Annotated in this window: 10 protein-coding genes and 3 pseudogenes; 1 reads left to right on the plus strand and 12 read right to left on the minus strand. The window is 56.9% G+C overall.

The features are described 5' to 3' along the window. Positions 1-17: 17 nt before the first annotated feature. On the minus strand, positions 18-320 hold the full coding sequence (locus ACHHV8_RS25965) for a hypothetical protein (RefSeq protein WP_395162288.1): 303 nt from the start codon (positions 318-320) through the stop codon (positions 18-20). 228 nt (positions 321-548) lie between these two features. After that, positions 549-2,987, minus strand: coding sequence for a glycoside hydrolase family 95 protein (locus ACHHV8_RS25970; protein WP_395162289.1), 2,439 nt, complete (start codon positions 2,985-2,987; stop codon positions 549-551). 452 nt (positions 2,988-3,439) lie between these two features. Between ACHHV8_RS25970 and ACHHV8_RS25975 the strand changes: the two genes are divergently transcribed. Beyond that, positions 3,440-4,690, plus strand: coding sequence for a multidrug effflux MFS transporter (locus tag ACHHV8_RS25975; RefSeq protein ID WP_395162290.1), 1,251 nt, complete (start codon positions 3,440-3,442; stop codon positions 4,688-4,690). 89 nt (positions 4,691-4,779) lie between these two features. Here the strand turns inward: ACHHV8_RS25975 and ACHHV8_RS25980 are convergent, their stop codons facing one another. The 10 genes and pseudogenes from ACHHV8_RS25980 to ACHHV8_RS26030 form a co-directional block, all read right to left on the minus strand. Continuing rightward, entirely contained in the window at positions 4,780-5,763 is a 984-nt protein-coding gene (locus ACHHV8_RS25980; protein ID WP_395162291.1) for an aldo/keto reductase, read from the minus strand. A 178-nt stretch (positions 5,764-5,941) separates the two neighbouring features. After that, a complete protein-coding gene (locus ACHHV8_RS36830; RefSeq protein WP_483874888.1) occupies positions 5,942-6,700 on the minus strand; it encodes an NAD-dependent epimerase/dehydratase family protein in 759 nt (252 codons plus the stop codon). After that, positions 6,697-6,960: an NAD-dependent epimerase/dehydratase family protein gene (locus ACHHV8_RS25995; protein WP_395162292.1), complete on the minus strand. Its 264-nt coding sequence runs from the start codon at positions 6,958-6,960 to the stop codon at positions 6,697-6,699. Before ACHHV8_RS25995 ends, ACHHV8_RS36830 begins: the two co-directional genes overlap by 4 nt. 381 nt (positions 6,961-7,341) lie before the next feature. Then, complete coding sequence (locus tag ACHHV8_RS26000; protein WP_395162293.1) at positions 7,342-8,505, minus strand: iron-containing alcohol dehydrogenase; 1,164 nt, start codon at positions 8,503-8,505, stop codon at positions 7,342-7,344. A gap of 158 nt (positions 8,506-8,663) precedes the next feature. After that, positions 8,664-9,786: pseudogene (locus tag ACHHV8_RS26005) on the minus strand (NADH-dependent flavin oxidoreductase). Positions 9,787-10,054: 268 nt separating this feature from the next. Next, positions 10,055-11,236, minus strand: coding sequence for a glucuronate isomerase (locus ACHHV8_RS26010; protein ID WP_395162294.1), 1,182 nt, complete (start codon positions 11,234-11,236; stop codon positions 10,055-10,057). A gap of 183 nt (positions 11,237-11,419) precedes the next feature. Next, positions 11,420-12,515 (minus strand): annotated as a pseudogene (locus tag ACHHV8_RS26015) (citrate/2-methylcitrate synthase). Between the two features lie 310 nt (positions 12,516-12,825). Continuing rightward, the gene (locus tag ACHHV8_RS26020) at positions 12,826-13,734 is read right to left on the minus strand and encodes an NAD(P)-dependent oxidoreductase (RefSeq protein ID WP_395162295.1); all 909 of its coding nucleotides are present in this window, start codon (positions 13,732-13,734) and stop codon (positions 12,826-12,828) included. Between the two features lie 428 nt (positions 13,735-14,162). Then, positions 14,163-17,210, minus strand: coding sequence for an AAA family ATPase (locus tag ACHHV8_RS26025; protein WP_395163631.1), 3,048 nt, complete (start codon positions 17,208-17,210; stop codon positions 14,163-14,165). A gap of 42 nt (positions 17,211-17,252) precedes the next feature. Then, a pseudogene (locus tag ACHHV8_RS26030) lies at positions 17,253-18,420 on the minus strand (exonuclease SbcCD subunit D). Positions 18,421-18,564: the final 144 nt, after the last annotated feature.

Below are 18,564 nucleotides of genomic sequence, written 5' to 3' on the forward strand. Positions count from 1 at the left end.
GGTTACGAAACGAACAATTAAAATATTTGACCTACATCATGCTGTCCGATAATCAGAGTAACCGGCTCCAGAAATACGCGGGTGGCAGGCGGCGATACCATTAAATCCGTCTCGATATCGACGATGCGTCTTCGCTGCTGCTTGCCTTCCCGGCGGTCATATACGACATCGAACTGCTGCAGACCCAGCTCATAGGTAATAACCGAAGAACCGACAGCCAGTGTAGGCAGCTCGTGACTGCCGTGCTCGAACAAAACTTCCGACATAATTTCATCGTTCATGTCCACAATTTTCACGGATTGCAGGATTGAATATTTCATCAATACGCCCCCTCAAGGTTTATGCACTTATCTATCGTTCTCATTCGACGCAATCCGTCATAATTCCTGCTAATCCGTTAAAATTGGATCCCTCTTCCATTCTACCGCGGCAATTCCCGGGATAAAAAGAAGTCTGCCGGGCCTTAGGGCCTGACAGACTTTAGCAGTTTAGAAGAAACGGCAGCAGCATGAAGCTTCTAACCGCCGTATGCTGCAGCCAAGGCGGAATCAGGCCGGGACAAGCACATAATTCTGTCCGGCCTCCGCGTGAAAAATATGGACACCGCCCTGGCGCTGTATCGGACAGAACGCGCCGGTGCGCTCATTCGTAACGGTCAGCTCCAGGCCTGCGGCAATTTTACATATGCCGTCATGCGCCGCCTTAAGGACGGCCCGGGTCAGCCGGCCGCCGCTCCACTCGAGATCCGCCTCGAAGCCTCCGCGGGCGCGAAGTCCGCTCACCTGCCCGTCCGCCCATGCTCCGGGCAGCGCCGGGAGCAGCGAGAGCTCCCCGCCATGAGATTGCAGAAGCATCTCAGCCATACCGGCAGCACCGCCGAAGTTGCCGTCGATCTGGAAAGGCGGATGCGCATCCAGCAGGTTCGGGTAGGTTGACTTCATTAAGAGCTGCTTCACATGCTCGTAGGCCGTATCCCCTTCGCCCAGCCTGGCCCAGAAGTTAATGATCCAGGCCCGGCTCCAGCCGGTATGGCCTCCCCCGTTGGACAGACGGCGCTCCAACGTCCGCTTGGCCGCCAGAGCCAGCTCCGGCGTATGCCGGGCGTGGATCATTTCGCCCGGATGCAGCGCAAACAGCTGGGATATATGGCGATGGCCCGGATCAAATTCGTCATAATCCTCAAGCCACTCCATAATTTGACCGTGCCGTCCGATGGAAGGCTGCGGGATGCGTGCCAGAGCATGCTCAAGCTGCCGGCGAAACGGCCCCTCCTGCTCCAGCTGCCGGGAAGCCTCGATGCAGGCCGTAAACAGGGTATGCGCAATCTGCATATCCATTGCCGGTCCCATGCACAAATTGCCCGGCGTGCCGTCCGGCAAAATAAATTTATTTTCAGGAGAAATTGAAGGGCCGGTCAATAAGCGCCCCTGCCCATCCTCGACCATGTACTCCAGCAGAAACTGCGCCGCTTCCTTCATCACCGGATAGGCGCGTTCCTTAAGAAACGTCCGGTCCAGGCCAAAACGGTAATGCTCCCACAGGTGAAGAGACAGCCAAGCCGCACCCATCGGCCAGATGGAAGCGGACACCGGGATTCCCTCCACATGCGTGTCTCCCCACAGGTTGGTGTTATGGTGAGCTGCGAAACCCCCGCAGCCGTAGACCTCGCGAGCTGTAACGCGGCCGTTCGGCAGCATGCGTTCGATCAGATCGAACAGCGGCTCATGGCATTCCGCCAGATTGCACAGCTCCGCAGGCCAGTAATTCATCTGTGTGTTGATATTAATGGTATACTTGGACTCCCATGGAGGCGTGTAGCTGTCATTCCATATGCCCTGCAAATTGGCAGCCAAGCTCCCCGGGCGGGAGCAGGACAGCAGCAGGTAGCGTCCATAATCGAAATACAGCACGGCCAGCCCCGTATCCTCGGCGCCTTCCTGCATTCGCTTGAGCCGTTCATCCGTCGGCAGCCGTTCCGGGTCTGCCAAAGCTTCAACGGCCGCAGCCGCCCCGGACCTTCCGGAAGCATCAAGGGCTTCCGTCAGCGCTCCGACCGGTACGGCGGACGTTCCGGCAATCGTTGCGGTTACAGCTCCGCCGGATGTGCCGAGCCGCAGTTTCACCCGGCTAAACCTGCCGGAATAATCCGCGATATGGTCCCGCTTCAGCTGCTCGTAATCCTTCTTGAACGCAAGCTCCAGCTGCCGGAGGCAGGCCGCTTCCGGATCCTCGCAGCGAAATGTTGTATTGGCAGCCAGCAGCAGCGTCACCGCGTCGGCTCCCTCCACGGATAGAAAGTCTCCGACCGTCTTCAGGCTGCCTCCGCTTACGGCCGCTCTTAATCCCGCACGGAATTCGACGCCTTCTTTACCGCACTCCCCGTGCAGCATAATCGTATCTGTGCCCAGGCAGCGGGTTCCCGCATCAAAGGGCCGTCTCATAAAATGAACCCCGAAGGTCAAGCCGCCCGGCTTGTCCGTTGTCAAACGAACCGCCATCACGCCGTCTACGGCGGTGCTGAAATATTCCCGCTCATATTGGAAGCCATCCATGCGATAGCGGACGGAGGCCACGGCTGTCTCCAAATCCAGCTCCCGGCGGTAATCGGCAGCAGGATGCTCATGCTGCATGAAATAAAAAAGCAAATCCCCCAAGGGCTGATACGGATGCAAATATTTCGGACCGGACATCAAGCCCATCCGGGCCAAATGCTCCGCCTCCCGCTGCTTGCCTTCGAATAAAAGGCGGCGGATTTCCGGAACATATTGCAGCGCATCCTGGTTGTTGGCCTTTTTCGGGCCGCCGTACCAGACGGAATCTTCATTTAACTGTATTTTCTCTTGAGCAGCCGTGCCGAAAATCATCCCGCCCAGCCTGCCGTTCCCGATGGGGAGCGCTTCCTGCCAACGCTCGGCCGGCTGCTGATACCATAATACCCTGCGGAGAGACGAAAGCGCCGCTGCCTTATCCTTATTCGTGCCGATCATTTCTCATTTCCCCTTCCCGCTGCAGCCTGTTCACTCCAGCTCAATTGATTATTGTAGGGGAACCCGGGATGAAACTACATACAGAAAATTCATCAATGTTTGGAGTATACTAAGATAATCGGCCTTCCCCGGACATATTGACATCCATTTTCGTTATAACTACACTGAATACAACAAGAAGGGGAAGATATCATAGATATTTCTCCAGTCGATATTTACTAGGCTGTGGAGGTTGCCGGCGAGCAGGAGCTGTTCCGCTTTCGCGACAATCCGAGCCCGGGACGCCCAATCGGGGCCATCATCGAATTCGCGTTCGGCTCTCCTATTGCAGGCTCAATCCGCTATGGAACAAGTATTGGCCAATGTATCGCTCAAGCAGCTTGTCCATGATGTGAATGAGACAATCAGCTCGTCCCGGAGCTAATTATTCATAAGGAAGGCTTGAATGATGCATGAGTAAACTTTCAATTAACAACCTGGGCTCGGCCGAGCAGCCTGCCGCACCGTCGCGCAGAGCTTGGATGGCTGTCGTGCTCGGTTCTCTGGCCGCCTTCGGCCCTTTATCCATCGACATGTATTTGCCGGCGCTGCCGGAGCTGACGAAGGACTTGAACACCAGCACCTCTCTGGCGCAGCTCAGCCTGACCGCCTGCCTGCTCGGTCTTTCGCTGGGGCAGCTTTACGCAGGACCGCTCAGCGATGTGAAGGGACGACGCAAGCCGCTGCTTATCGGGCTTCTGGTCTACGCAGCCGCATCGGTACTCTGCGCCCTCGGCCCCTCGATCTGGATCTTCGTGCTGCTGCGGTTCATCCAGGGACTGGCCGGATCGGCCGGGATCGTCATCTCCCGCGCAGTCGTAAGGGATATGTATTCCGGCACGGAGCTGACGAAGTTTTTCTCCCTGCTCATGCTGGTCAACGGCATTGCCCCTATTCTGGCGCCGATAGCCGGCGGACAGCTGATGGAGCTGACGTCGTGGCGCGGCGTGTTCGTTGTTCTCAGCGTGATCGGCGTCATTATGCTCGCTGCCGTATTGTTCGGATTACCTGAAACGCTGCCGCCTGACCGCCGCTCGCAGGGGGGCCTTGGTCATACGCTCGCTACCTTCGGCAGGCTGATCCGCGACCGCACCTTCGTCGGCTATGCCCTATCCCAGGGCCTTGTGATCGCTGCGATGTTCGCCTATATTTCCGGCTCGCCGTTCGTCATTCAGAATATTTTCGGCGCTTCGCCGCAAATGTTCAGCCTGATCTTCGCCATGAACGGCCTCGGCATTATTATCGCCAGCCAAGTGACGGGCAGGCTTGCCGGCCGCTTCGGCGAAACGAAGCTGCTCGCCGCCGGGCTTATGATCGCCGCCGTCAGCGGACTGCTGCTTCTGATCATGATCGCTGCCGGCGCCGGATTGGCGGGAGTGCTCCCGCCCCTGTTCTTCGTCGTCGCAAGCGTCGGGATCGTCAGCACGACCAGCTTTTCGCTGGCGATGCAGAATCAGGCGCAGGCGGCAGGCAGCGCCTCCGCGCTGCTCGGCGTGCTTTCCTTCGTCTTCGGCGGCGTCGTCGCTCCGCTGGTAGGCCTCGGCGGCAGCGGAACCGCCATGCCGATGGGCGTTGTGATAGCTGCGGCGGAGCTCGGAGCGGTCGGATGCTACCTCCTGCTGGTACGCCGCCGCCCGGCTGCGGAGCGGAGCTCCCTTGAGTAAACTTAAACTTTCCTATATGGGTAAAAAAACAGAGTACTGCCGGCAAGCCAATGCCGACAGCACTCTGTTTTTTATCATCGTATCGTTAATTAATAAGCGCCCCGAATATGCGCATGCACTTCCTGCTCATAGAAGGCCCGCAGCCGCTCCTGCTCCTCTGGTGTAAAGGACGGAGTCTCGAGTACGCCGAGGTTGTCCTCAACCTGCGCGACGTTCTTAAAGCCTGGGATCACGCAGGTGATATGAGGGTTATCCAGAAGCCAGCGCAGCGCGGCGCGCGTCATATTGCCGCGGCCTTCTCCGATCCAGGCCAGCTCGCGGCTCAAGGCAACGCCTTTTTCGAACGGAAGTCCCGCGAAGGTCTCCCCTACGTTGAAGCTCTCGCCGTTCCGGTTGAAATTCCGGTGATCCCCCGGCTCGAATACCGCCTGCTCGGAGAATTTGCCGGTTAACAGGCCGCTGGCTAGCGGAAGCCGCACCAGGATACCGACGCCTTTTTCGTGTGCTTGAGGGAACAGCTCGTTGCCCGGCTTTTGTCTGAAAATATTGTATATCACCTGGAGAGCGCGGACGCCCGGATACTCCAGGCACAGCAGACCTTCCTCCACCGTTTCGACGCTGACGCCGTACTCGCGGATTTTGCCTTCCTGCTTCAGCTTGTCCAGCACGCCGAATACGGAGCCGTCCCGCAAAATTTCGATAGGAGGGCAGTGAATTTGGTACAGATCAATCCGTTCCCGGTTCAGCTTCTTCAAGCTTTGCTCGCAATAAGCGCGCACCGATGCCTCCGAATACGTTGCGGCGTCATGAATGTCGCCGGCGCGGCAAAATTTCGTCGCTATATGAATGAAATCTTCCTTGCCCTTGGTTGCCTTGGCTAACAGCTCCTCGCTGTGTCCGCTGCCGTAAACGTCAGCCGTATCAAAAAAGTTGACGCCGGCCTCCATCGCACGGGATAAGGCGCGCAGCGATTCCTCATCGTTCACTTGTCCCCAGGAGCCTCCGATGGCCCATGTGCCGAAGCTGACCTCGCTGACTTTAAGCTCCGACGATCCTAACTGGCGATACTGCATGCACAAGTTCCTCCTTAAAAGTTAAGCGTTCTCCAATTTACTATTTTTGTTCCCTTCCCATTATAACCGGGAGGCCCGCTTTCCAAAATAACGCAAAAAAAGTTGAGTTACTTTAGAAAAGGTAACCGGCCTGCCGCACCTCCCAAAGCGAGGTGTGGCAGGCCGGCGAAGCTTAAGGCTACCAGTTTATATTTTGCAATTGGCCGACAAATTGGCGATGCGCGGATACGAGCTGATCCTCGAGGAGATCCTTCGACTCGTCCACGGTATGCCCGTCCCGTTCATACCATTCCAACAGCATAGCCAGTCCTGCGGACAAGCTGATCTCCGCCTGGAAGCCGGGGAGATCCCGCTTCAGCTTGGCATTGTCGAACAAGCCGGCATAGCTCTTCTCATAAAATAAATGTCCGAATAAGGCCGGATTGGCTTCCTTCAGCATATCCGAGCTGAAATGCACCAATTGGGGCTCCACGCCGAGCAGCTTGCCAAACTCTAGGTATAGGCCCTGCCATATGCGCAGTTCTTCGCTTGTCGCGTGATAGCTTTGCCCGAACATCCGCTCATTGCCGACAGCTCCGACGAAAGCCTTGGCTACATCGGGAGCGAAGGAAAAGCTCCAAGGCACCGTACCGTCACCGAACACCACGAGCGGCTTGCCGCTGCGGATGCGGTGAACGACGTTGAAGTTTTGGCGCAGCACGCCGAGATTGGCGCAGCCAATCCCAAAAGTAAGCGACGGGCGGATGATCGTAACCGGCATGACGCCCTTCTCGATGACCCGGCCCAAATACCGCTCCATATCCGCCTTGTGGAAAGCGTAAGGGAAATCCGGGCTGTCGTACAGCTCCTCGGCATCCTCCTGGATGGGGCTTGTCCGGAACGGGCGCTTGTAAGCCGCCGTGCTCGAGCAGACCACCAGCTGCCCCGCGCCGGTCACTTAAACGTTTCGATCATAAACTGGGCGTCCGAAGCGTCGAACGAGAGCATGTCGATAACCGCGTCGAACCGCCGTTCTGCCATTAACGCCTGAAACTGCTCCCGGTTCGACTTATCTCCAACAATACATTCGATATCGGAGGGAAACAAATGATTTTTACTGCCCCGATTGAATACAGCTACCTCATGCTGCTCTGTAAGCGCTTGCTGCACGATGGCTCTGCTGATCACACCGGTACCACCAAGAACCAATACCTTCATGGGAACACAACCTTTGTTTTTTGACCTTATTTTACCACAACTGCGCCCTCGGCCGCAGCATTTGCGGTTATTCGCTAAACATCCCTCACCTTTGCTCCCGCGATCTTCCGGCCCGCAGCTAAAAAAAGAGAAGCCTGATCTCTCAGGCTTCCCAGGCTGTCGAGAAAGCCACTCGAAATGAACCATGAGTAGCAACGAAGGTGGGGTATCTTCCGGAAGAGTTTACGTCCGCCTTTGAAATCCGTGAAAATACCTTTAAATTTAATCCAATTCACGGGTTTCAACAGCGGCTGGAGGAGGATACCCCACCGGAGTATCACATAAATTCAGGGTTTCTCGTCAAGCTCAGAAGCCTGATCTCTCAGGCTTCCCCCGTCAAACTTACAAAGACATGTGATAGATGGCGACCGTATCCGCACGGTTCAATTTTTTGAAGAAGCCGTACTCCCCGTAAATCATCGCTTTATCGGCCATTTCTTCGATGGTGGAATCGTCGATGTTATAATCCTTCAAGCGGCTCGGAGCGCCGATGGAGGTCCAGAACGAGCGAAGCGCCTCAATTCCTTCCTCCGCCACCTGGCGGTCGGATTTGTTGTCCGTGCTCACGCCGAATACGTTAACGGCAAATTGCTTGAACCGTTCCACGCCCGCATCCAGATTATACTTCATCCAGTTCGGGAACAGGATGGCCAGGCCGCCGCCGTGCGGAATATCGTGAACAGCGGAAACCGCATGCTCCAGGTTATGGGTGGCCCAGTCGCCGCGAATCCCCATGCTGAGCACCCCGTTTAATGCCATCGTGCCGGAGTAAAGGATGGTTGAGCGATGCTCAAAACTGTGCAAATCGCTCAGAAGCTTCGGTGCCGTATCGATAACCGTTCTGAGAATCGTTTCGCAGAAGCCGTCCTGCACCGGTGTGTTCGGAACGTGATGGAAGTAGGATTCCAGCACATGGGACATGATATCGACCATGCCGTATACCGTCTGGTCGGCCGGTAAAGAGAGCGTGTGCTCGGGATCGAGAATCGAGAATTTAGGGAACGAAAACGGACTGCCCCAGCCCAGCTTTTCCTTCGTCTCCCAATTGGTAATAACGGAGCCCGCATTCATCTCGGAGCCGGTTGCGGCGATCGTCAGCACCGTGCCCAAAGGCAGCGCTCCGGCCGCCGCCGCTTTACGGGTAATAATCTCCCATACGTCGCCTTCGTATTTAGCGCCTACGGCGATCGCTTTGGAGCAGTCGATGACGCTTCCGCCGCCTACGGCGAGAATCAGATCGATTTGTTCGCTGCGGCACAGCTCCACGCCTTTGTGTACGGTAGACAGCCGCGGGTTCGGCTCTACGCCGCTTAATTCGGTAATTTGAGCCCCGATGCTTCTCAAAATACCCGTAACTTTGTCATACAGCCCGTTGCGCTTGATGCTGCCCCCGCCATAGACTAGCAACACGTTTTTGCCGTACTTCTCCACCTCAGCAGCCAATTGCTCCAATTGGCCTTTGCCGAATATCAGCTTGGTCGGGTTCTGGAAAGTAAATGAATTCATAAGGAACGGAACCTCCTGAAATAGTTATTATCTTTTTCGTTATTCGTTGGTCAGCCGATAGTAAGCTTCCCAATTTCAGCCTGCGTTAACCGGCAAGACTGGAACCATTTTGGTCCGTCAATCGGGCTTCGCTTCATAAACCTGGACGGGCCGAACCGTTATACGACGGGAAACCAGCCCTCTCTATTGATAACCGCATGCCACAGCGGATCAGTCAGTACAAGGCGTTCCTGAGCGTCCCGGCTTATGGTAACTGCAATGTCGCTCTCGCGGCCTTCTTCAATTTTTTGCACCCAGTCCGGCTCCATAATGAGTTCCCTGCCAAGAGCAATAAATTCAATCCCCGTATCGAGAGCTTTGCTTGCCTCCTGCGCCGTATGAATGGATCCAACCCCAATCACTGGCGCCCTGCCGGCAACCCTCTCGTGAATAAGCTCAATGCGCGGTTTATTCTGCAGTTCTCCGCTTCTTGGAAGAGACCAGAAATCCATCAGCGAGACATGGAGGTAATCCAGTTCTTTGCGCGAAAGTGCCTCTACCAGCTCCAGGGTATCCGGCATAGTAATGCCCGGGTTGTGCGCCTCCTCCGGGGAGAAGCGGTAGCCGATCAGAAACGGCTGCTTGGCATAGGCCGACACGACCCGCTTCACTTCATCGACTACGGCCAGAGGAAAGCTCATCCGTTTCGCTGTGCTGCCGCCCCATTGATCGCTGCGCGTATTCGAATGCGGTGAGAGAAACTGCTGAATCAAATAGCCGTTGGCTCCATGAATCTCTACCCCGTCAAAGCCGGCTTCAATCGCCCGTCTGGCCGCTTCCCCGAAATCTTTAATGATCGATACGATTTCATCATGCGAAAGCTCGCGCGGAACAACGGAAGACTTGTTCGGACTTGGAACCGTGCTGACACCGACGACCTCTCCGTTCGGAATCAGCTCCGGAGGACACTCTCTGCCGCCGTGAAAAATTTGTAAAACGGCCTTGGAGCCTTTATTCTTGATAGCTTCTGCCAGCCGGCGCAGGCTCGGGATCATTTCATCGCGGTCGGCGCTTACTTGTCCGTCGAAGCCTTTACCATGCGGAGAAATATACGCCACGGCGGTAATAACCATTCCTATTTTGCCCGAACGGCGCTCATAATAGCGAATTTCCGCATCCGATACCGATCCGTCCGGATTCGAGTGACCAGTTCGTCATCGGAGCCATCACGACCCGGTTGTTCACGGCTACCCCGCTGCGAAAAGCGTAGGATTCAAAAAGATTGGCATAGCTTGCGTTCATTTCTATTCCTCCAATATGATTAATTAATAAGTTTGTTATTCCCGTAAAAACTGTAACTATTTCAATAACTGTAATTGATATGATAACAGATAAGCTTTAATTATTCAAATGCTGTAGTATACAACTATGCGAACATAGCAAAAGAACGGCCTTTTTCGGGAAAAGACCGTTCTTGCTATCCAAACCGGCCGGCATCTTCACTAAGCGGGCGCCGTTTGGGACTCCTCATGTTTACTTACAGCCTTCCAACCGCAGTCCTCCCGCCGAGTCAAACAACTCCGTATCTGCGGGCCGCGCTCTTGTACAGCCATTCCTCCGCAACCTGCAGCGCCACTGTTTCATCGAGCCATCCCTTCTCGATCTGCTCGTATAAAAATTCGGCGAGCAGACGCTTGACGAGCAGTATTTTGCCGTAGCTCCATTCGATGCATCTCGCATCGGAAGCGATGAGCGAGCACTGCGCCGCGGGCAGTGCCTCTAAGCGGTACTGCATGCTGCTGCGATACGTGCTGGCACGGAAATTAAACCACCAGAGTCCGCCTAACTGCACATTCGGAAAATTCCACGCCGCCTGCACGGTATCCAAATTATTGATCTCCGAAGCGACGACAAGCTCGAACACGTTCTTATACTGATCGAACAAGCCGGACAGCTTTACGATACGATACGGATCGTTCACAGGCACAGCCGTGCCGCACCAAGAACGCTCGACGCCCAGGAACAGCTGGACGAACAGCCCGCTGCGCTGCGCCGCACTGCAAATCGTATGCAGCAGCGTCATCAGAATCTCATCCTTCGGCGACTCTTTCCGAATGCAATAAACGGCGTTGGCCTGCGTGCCGAAGCCCGGAAGCGTTGTCATCATGCCCGGGCATCCTCTCTCCTTATAGCTGACCAGCAGCTGGTCGATAGACTCCCGGACGGCTGCCAGCGCATGCTCCGGATATTCGGCCTCATGCACCATTTGCACCCATTCGTGCAATCTTCCGTCGATCCGGGGAATCAGGACCGCTTTATGATCCATGCCCTGAAAATCGGCATGCTCGACTACATTCACGACGAATCTGCGGATGTGCAGCTTGTCGGCCACCTGCTGCGCCCACCCGCTCTGTTCGGCAGAAGCCCTCACCGCGGCATCCGCTGCGCGGACCGAATCCGCATCCGTCAGCTCGATTTGATAAAGCTGGCGGAAAATTTGGGTCACTACCCAATTCATCAGCGTATTGCGGGTAGCCCGGTAGGATGACAGGAACGCCTCAATCCGCTCCGCCTCCGGCAGTTGATCCGCATCCGCCGGATATCCGGCAGCCTGCATTTCGCGATGGAGCCAGAAATAATGGGCGATATCCCAAAAGCTGCCGGCCGCCAGCCGGTCCCCGATTAAATGCGTGTGCGTATCCAGCACATCCAATCCCATGATCTGTTCCATAAATTGTTCCCGATTCTGCATCTTCCCGTCCCTCTCTTTCGCTTTGAAAGGATTATGAGCATCCATAAATATCCACCCCATCGTACACGCTCTGTCCCTGCGCAGCAATAGCATAACTTACGCTGCCTTGTGTTTTTTTATATTGCGGCGTCGTCCTCCGTGAAAAAAAAGCCAACCCCACTCGAATGGAATTGGCTGCAATCCTTATTTATACTGCATTTCAGGCTGTGGGCCCGTGTACAAGGACTGTGGACGGAAAATCCGGTTGATGCTCGCCTGCTCCAGCAAATGCGAGGTCCGATCCGACCACGCGCGCCGCGGTAAAAGTCGGCGTAAACAGCTCGGACGGCAGCCGGATCGCGCGCATAATCGATGCGGCGAAAAACTCCACGTTTGTATACAAACGGCGGCCTGGCTTATATTCCTCCAGCAGTCGAATGGCCGTCTCCTCAACATGGATGGCCAGATCGAACCAAGGATCCTGCCCGGTCAATCCTGAGGTGACCAGCCGCAGCGCTTCCGCTCTCGGGTCGCGGGTTTTGTATACGCGGTGGCCGAAGCCCATCAAGCGCTCGCCGTTTTCCAGCTTCGCCCTAAGCCAAGTCTCCGCATTCGCTTTCGTGCCGATCTCCTCAAGCATCGCCGTCACTTCCGACGGAGCCCCGCCGTGCAGCGGCCCTTTCATCGCTCCGATGGCCCCTGAAACGGCCGAAGCCATATCCGACTGCGTCGACAGCACGACGCGGCCCGCAAACGTTGAAGCGTTCATGCCGTGTTCCATGCCAAGCACCAGGTAGGCATTCAGCGCCAGGCTGTGCGCTTCTTCCGGACGCTTCCCGCTCAGCATGTATAAATAATTGGCCGCATGGCCCAACTCAGGATCCGGCTGCACGAAATTAAGCCCCTGCTGCTGGCGGTAGCGGTAGGCGATGATCGTCGGCAGCTTCGCCGTCAATGAAATCGCCTGCTCCGGCGTCGGCGGCCACTCATAGCCGATGGCAGCCGTAACCGTCTGCAGCACGGACATTAACGGCAGCTGCAAAGGCAGCACATCGATCAGCCGGCGCAGCTGCTCCGGCAGCTCTCTCTCCCCGGCCAGCCGCTGTTGAAGCGAAGCAAGCTCCTCCGCTTGAGGCAAGCTGCCGTACCAGAGCAGGCGACATACTTCTTCGAAGCTGCGGGAAACGGCCAGATCCTTGGCCCAATGTCCCCGATACACCAACAAACCGTTCTCGCCGTCCACGAGACCGATATCCGTTTCTGCTGCAATGATCCCTTCCAAACCCGTTACCTTTGCCATACTCCACACTCCTCAATCAAATTGGAAGCCGTTGTGCTTTATAAGCTTAGCATAGCGCATCTTTTCTATATTGTAAATTTATCATTTTATATATGGTATATAAATTTATTTTATCGATTTAGCCCAAGCAAATTTTATACAGCCGAAAAGCATGCCAGGCAGAAGGAAATATAGCCGGCCGAAGCTGCTTTTTTGCTTTTCATTTTCCTTGTACAAAGCCGGGTCGCCCCTTTTTTAACAATAAAAAAACCTGCACAGCCGAAACGCCGCGCAGGTTGTCCGATATTTTTCCACTAAATAACTAAAAGGATTATTCCTTGCCGATCTTCGTGCTGGTCCATGCTTCATAGCATTTGGCAATCGCACTCATATCCTCTGCGCCCCAGCCGCTGTTGCAGGCGATTTGGAAAATCTGCTGCACCGATGCCTGCATCGGCACCGGAACCTGAAGCGACTCGGCAAGACGGCCCGCCAGCTTCAAATCCTTGAACATCAGCTGCGTCATGAATTGAGCGGAGAAATCGCGTCCCAAAATTTTCGGTCCCTTCATTTCGGCCATCCCGCTGCGCCCGCCGCCTCCGGCCAGCACCTCAAGGAACAGCTCCGGGTCGCCTCCGGACCTCTGCACCATCATCAGACTTTCCGCCAAAGAGGCCAGGTTTGCCGCAACCAGCATATTGTTAGCCAGCTTCGCATTGGCTCCGGCGCCGCTTTCGCCCATGTATACCGCTTTTTTGCCCATCGCGTCAAACAGCGGAACGCAGGCCTCATAGGCTTCGCGCTTCCCGCCGACAATGAACGTGAGCACGCCCTCGATCGCCTGCGGCTCGCTGCCGGTTACCGGCGCATCCAGCATATCTACGCCAAGAGACGCCAATTGCTTCGCCAAGCTCTGGCTCGTTACCGGATAGATCGTGCTGCAGTCGACGACAATGCGCGGTCTTGGACCGGATGTCTCCCGGCATACCGAAAGGATGCCCTCTTCGCCCAAATAGACGCTTTCCACTGCCGTATCATCCGTCAGCATCGTGAACACGATGTCCGCTTTGCGCGCGGCTTCGGCCGGCGAGGAAGCGAGCTGAACGGAAGCCAGCCCCTCGAACTCGCGGGCTCTCTCAGGGTTCCGGTTATAAACCACCAAAGAATAGCCTGCTTTATGAAGATTTAATGCCATAGGTTTGCCCATAGTACCCAGTCCGATAAATGCGATGTTCGTCATAAGTCCAACCTCCCGATGTGTGTGGAATCTTCATTACTCCGAAATACGGCAATACGGTGATGCAATAATACGATCATACAATACTACAGCAATACAACAATACGTTAATAGCATACAATCTTATGAACAAATGGTCTACTGCAATCCGGTAATACAAATATATATCCGTACCGTCCGTTGCAAATAGGGAACTCCGAGTCTATGAACATTCGGTCTGCAGCAATACGGTAATACGAGCGTATGTCCATACAGTCTAGTGCAAATAGGAACTCCGAGTCTGTGAAAATTCGGTCTGCAGCAATACGATAATACGAGCGTATGTCCATACCGTATGCAGCAATACGAACATACGGCCATCTGGCCATATTCCGCTGAGACAGCATGCACCGCCTCTTTGCAAGCGATGCCCGGATACTCGCGCGCCGAATTTATTTCAATACAATCCGGGTTCGGCTGTAGCCCTCCTTGGTCTTATCGACCTCCAGCGCGGCAGGGAATGCCTGTTTCAGCTCCTGCACGTGGGAAATGACGCCGATCATCCGTCCGGCACGCTGCAAATCGATTAAAGTAACGATCGCTTTGTTCAATGAATCCTCATCCAGCGAGCCGAAGCCTTCGTCGATGAACATCATTTCGATCGAGACGCCGCCTTGGTGCGCTTGAATGACATCCGTCATTCCGAGGGCGAGGCAGAGCGACGCATTGAACTTCTCACCGCCGGAAAGCGACTTGACGTCCCGGTTCTGCCCTGTATAGGCATCATAGACGTCCAGCCCCAAACCGCTCTGTTTGCCCCGCGATTCCAGCCGGTCACTCCGCTGAAGCATGAATTGTCCGTTAGACAATTCACGCAGCCGGGCATTGGCTGCCTGCAGGATCTGCTCCAAAAACTCTATCAGAATATACCGCTCGAAGGAAATTTTGGATGCATTATCTCCTTTAAGCATCTGGTAAATGTCCATCACCTGCTCCAAACGGCCCTCCAGCTCCCGGACCTGCTGCTGCGCCGACGCTATAGCCGTCTGCAGCCGGTACGCTTCCTTCCGCAGGCTTTCCGCGGCTTGGAGGCGTGAAGCAGCCTGCTCCAGCTCCTGCTTGAGCCGGTCCATGCGGGCCTGGAGCTCATCCAGACCGGGCGGCTCCTTGCCGGACAGCTCCGCCTCCAGCGCGAGCAGCTGCTGCGCAAGCGCTGCGTATGAGGTATTGAACGCATCGATCCGCTCCCGCAAGCGGATCCGCTCCGGCTCGGCAAGCTTGCTTGTTCCGTAATCCTCCGAAGAGGAGAAGCCGGCCTTCTCCAGCTCCAGCCGGAAACGTTCCCCGGCTTCCTGCGCCGCAGCGGCGGACTCCGCCAGCTGCTTGCCGAGCTCGGCAGCGCTGGCCTTCTCCTCGGCCCACCGCGTCTGCAGCCGCTGCCGCTGCTCCTGCGCTCCCTTCCAGGCTGCATTCAGCCGCTGGACCAGAGCCTGCTGCTCCTTCAGCCGCTGCTCCAGCACGTTCGGCTGCCGCAGCGCTTCGGGGATGCGCTCAAACTCCTGCTCCAGCAGCGACTGCTTCGCGCTGCGGTCCACTGCCAGCTGCTGCAGCCGGCGCAGAAGCTGCTCCTTCTCCGACAGCAGCCGGTCCAGGCTGCCGTCCAGCTGCTCCATGTCTTCCTTCAGCTGACGCAGCGCATTTCCCTGCTCCGTCAGCTTCGCGATGTCCGCAGCCGCCTGCTTGCCTTCGCGCTCCGCCGCGGCCAGCTGCCCGTGCAAATCCTCCGGCACGATGCCGTACTCGGCGATACCGTCCGCGCTTCCATCCCAGCCGGCGCGCGCAGCGGCCGCCTGGGCTTTGGCCGTGCTCAGCTCGTCCTGCACGCGGCGAAGCGCATCCTTCGCCTGCTGCAGCGCCTCGCGGGAAGGCACGTCCCCATCCGCCGCAGCCTTGCTCGGATGCGCCTCGCTGCCGCAGACCGGGCATGGCTTCCCGTCGTGCAGATGCGCGGCCAGCAAGCTTGCCTGGCCTCCGATCCACAGCGCTTCCAGCCGGTCATGCTCCCGGCTTGCCTCCAGCGCAAGCCGCTCCCGCTCCGCCGCAAAGCGCTGCACTTCGGCGAGCTGCTGCTCAATCGCCGCCAGCTCCTTGAGCAGCTTGTACTTGCCGCGAAGCCGGTCGCGGAGCATCAGCTTCTCCGGCAGGGCGGCCGTCTCGGCCTCGATCGCCTTGATCCGCTCGGCGCCGCGCTGCTTCGCCTGCCGCGCTTCGGCCAGCTTCGCCTCCAGCGCTTCCAGCCTGGAGGCTGCGCCCTGCTCGTCGGCGAGCAGCCGCTTCACCTCGAGGCGTCTTGCCTCGAGCGTCTGCACGGCCGGCGCCAGCTCCGCGAGCCGCTCCAGCTCGCGCTCCGCCTCGCGGCGCTCGGTCTCGCGCGCTTCCTCGGCGCGATACCGCTCCTCGGCCTGCGCGACCGCACGCCCGGCCGCTTCCACTCCGCGCAGCTTCGTCTCGTGCTGCGCGCGCTTCGCTTCGGCGTCACGGGCGCTGCGCGCCGCCTGCTCCTCGTACGGCTCCAGCCGCGCTGCGCGCTCCGCCAGCGCCAGCCGCCGTTCGAGCTCGGCCACAGCCGGCTTCTGCGCCTCGAGCTCGGCCTGCCGGCTGCGCTTGTCGGCCAGCTCGGCGAAGCGGCCGCTCAGCGCGGCGGCCTCCCGCAGCGCCTGCTCCTCCTGCTCGAGCCGCTGCGCAAGCGCCGCTTTATCCGCCGAAGCATCCGCCGACAGCTGCCCGTAGTGAATCAGCTCCACCGCCAGCCCCTCCAGCACCTGAGCGGCGCTGAAATGCTCCTGCGAAAGCGTAGTCGACAGCAAGCTGTCTTCCCTGGCTGGAATCGTTTCCTGCACCTGTTTCAGGTAGACGTCCTGCAGCAGCAGAGCATCCTTCAGCGCGTCCTTTCCTTCCCGGTTCTTCTGCTGGAAGCGCTCCTCCAGCTTATAGTATAGATCGGTCCGGAAAATGCGGCGCAATATTTCCTCCTTATTTTCCGTATCCGACGTCAGCAGCTTGCGGAATTCGCCCTGAGGCAGCATGACGATTTGGCTGAACTGTTCCTTGGTCAGTCCGATAATCGCTTCCACCCGGCTGTTAACATCCGACACCATAAAACGGTCCACACACGGCACGTCCTGCCCGGAGGTCGTCTCGTACAGCTCGATCTTTCCTCCCGTTTCGCTCTTGTTGGAGCCTTTGCGGTGGGCCATCTGGCGCAGGATGCGATAGGTGCGCTTGCCTACGGCAAACGAAAACTCGACCGACGTATGTATGTCCTCCTCGGCAAAATGGCTCCGCAGCATCCGCGGCTCGGCACGGTCTTCTCCGCTGGCAAACCCGTACAGAGCAAAACAAATCGCGTCGAAGATCGAAGTCTTGCCGGCTCCGGTATTTCCCGAAATAACGAACAGCCTCCGGCTCCTCCAGCAGGCTGAAATTGACCTCTTCCATATCCCTGTAAGGTCCGAATGCCGTCATGCGCAAATGAATAGGCCTCATACGGCACCTCCTTCCTCGCGCAGCAGCTCCGCGTACGTTTCGGCGAACAGCTTCTTTTTCTCCTCGCTGAGCGGCGCTCCCTTGACTTCCTTATAAAAAGCTTCGAACAGCGATACCGGATCCGCTTCCCTGCGGCCGGTTCCTCCCGCGGCCTCCGCAGTCCCCTCGCCTTCGGCAAAGCGTGCCGGACGCCGCTCCACATGCAGCGCGTTCGGATACACGGCTCGCACCTTTTCCATCGGGAACAGCACCGGGTTGTCGTCCAGCAGCGTCACAAACACGTAATCCTCACTGATCTCATGGCGTTCTATCTCTTCCATCGCCGCAGCAATCCTGCGCATATCTCTGCGCGGCTTCAGCGGGCGTTTCTCAACCTGCACCGCGCCTGTCCCGTCCATCTCGACGATGAAAAAGCCTTTGTTATGGCTTTCCTCGGAGACCGAATATTTCAACGGTGACCCCGCATAGCGGATCGTTTCCTGCATCACGAAGTGCGCCTGATGAAGGTGGCCCAGCGCCGTATAATGAAACGGCTTGAAATGATCTGCCCGCACATACTCGGCACCGCCGATAGCGAGCGGCCGCTCCGAGTCGCTGGTGTTTTCCTTGGGCTCGCCCATTGGCGTGACGAAAGCATGACCGACGAACACATGCCTTGCCGACGAATCCATAGCCGGCTCCAGCCGGGAAATAATGGCTTTCATTGCATCATCATGGGAACGGATGGCGTCGTCGCCGAACGTATAGCGGACCTGTGCCGGATCGGCATACGGAATCAGATGAAAATGCACCTCGCCGAAAGCATCCTTCAGCACGACAGGCTTCGGCTCCGCCCTTAGCTGCCCTACCAGGTGCAGCCCGCGCGCTTCCATAATTCTGGTAGCAAAATCCAGCCGGTCCGGACTATCGTGGTTTCCTGAAATTGCCAAGAGCGGCGTGTTCAGATCAATGACGATCCGTTCGAACAGCTCATCCAGCAGCTCGACCGCTTCCGTCGGCGGCACCGCCCGATCATATAAATCCCCTGCGATCACAACGGCATCCGGACGCTCGCTTTCGACCGTCTCCACCAGCTGCTGCAGCACATGCCGCTGGTCCATCCGTCATGTATACGCCCTGCACCAGCTTTCCGAGGTGCCAATCGGCCGTATGTATAAATTTCATAGGATATAACCTTCCTTCCAAAACAAACTCCACACGTACTCTTATTTATCTAATTCGTGACGCTGCTTGTAAAATCCTCCGCGTGGAGGAGATTACCATCGGCATCGGCTGAGCCTATCCTCTCACGAAAAAAGCCCGCCGGAG

This window comes from Paenibacillus sp. TAB_01 (genome assembly GCF_043945595.1).
Lineage (GTDB): Bacteria > Bacillota > Bacilli > Paenibacillales > NBRC-103111 > Paenibacillus_S.

What these genes read in the sequence shown, in the direction of transcription:
- ACHHV8_RS25980 (WP_395162291.1), bottom strand. Translation starts at nt 5,763, where the DNA reads ATGCAGTATCGCCAGTTAGGATCGTCGGAGCTTAAAGTCAGCGAGGTC.
- ACHHV8_RS25975 (WP_395162290.1), top strand. Translation starts at nt 3,440, where the DNA reads ATGAGTAAACTTTCAATTAACAACCTGGGCTCGGCCGAGCAGCCTGCC.
- ACHHV8_RS26010 (WP_395162294.1), bottom strand. Translation starts at nt 11,236, where the DNA reads ATGCAGAATCGGGAACAATTTATGGAACAGATCATGGGATTGGATGTG.
- ACHHV8_RS25970 (WP_395162289.1), bottom strand. Translation starts at nt 2,987, where the DNA reads ATGATCGGCACGAATAAGGATAAGGCAGCGGCGCTTTCGTCTCTCCGC.
- ACHHV8_RS26020 (WP_395162295.1), bottom strand. Translation starts at nt 13,734, where the DNA reads ATGACGAACATCGCATTTATCGGACTGGGTACTATGGGCAAACCTATG.
- ACHHV8_RS25995 (WP_395162292.1), bottom strand. Translation starts at nt 6,960, where the DNA reads ATGAAGGTATTGGTTCTTGGTGGTACCGGTGTGATCAGCAGAGCCATC.
- ACHHV8_RS26000 (WP_395162293.1), bottom strand. Translation starts at nt 8,505, where the DNA reads ATGAATTCATTTACTTTCCAGAACCCGACCAAGCTGATATTCGGCAAA.
- ACHHV8_RS25965 (WP_395162288.1), bottom strand. Translation starts at nt 320, where the DNA reads ATGAAATATTCAATCCTGCAATCCGTGAAAATTGTGGACATGAACGAT.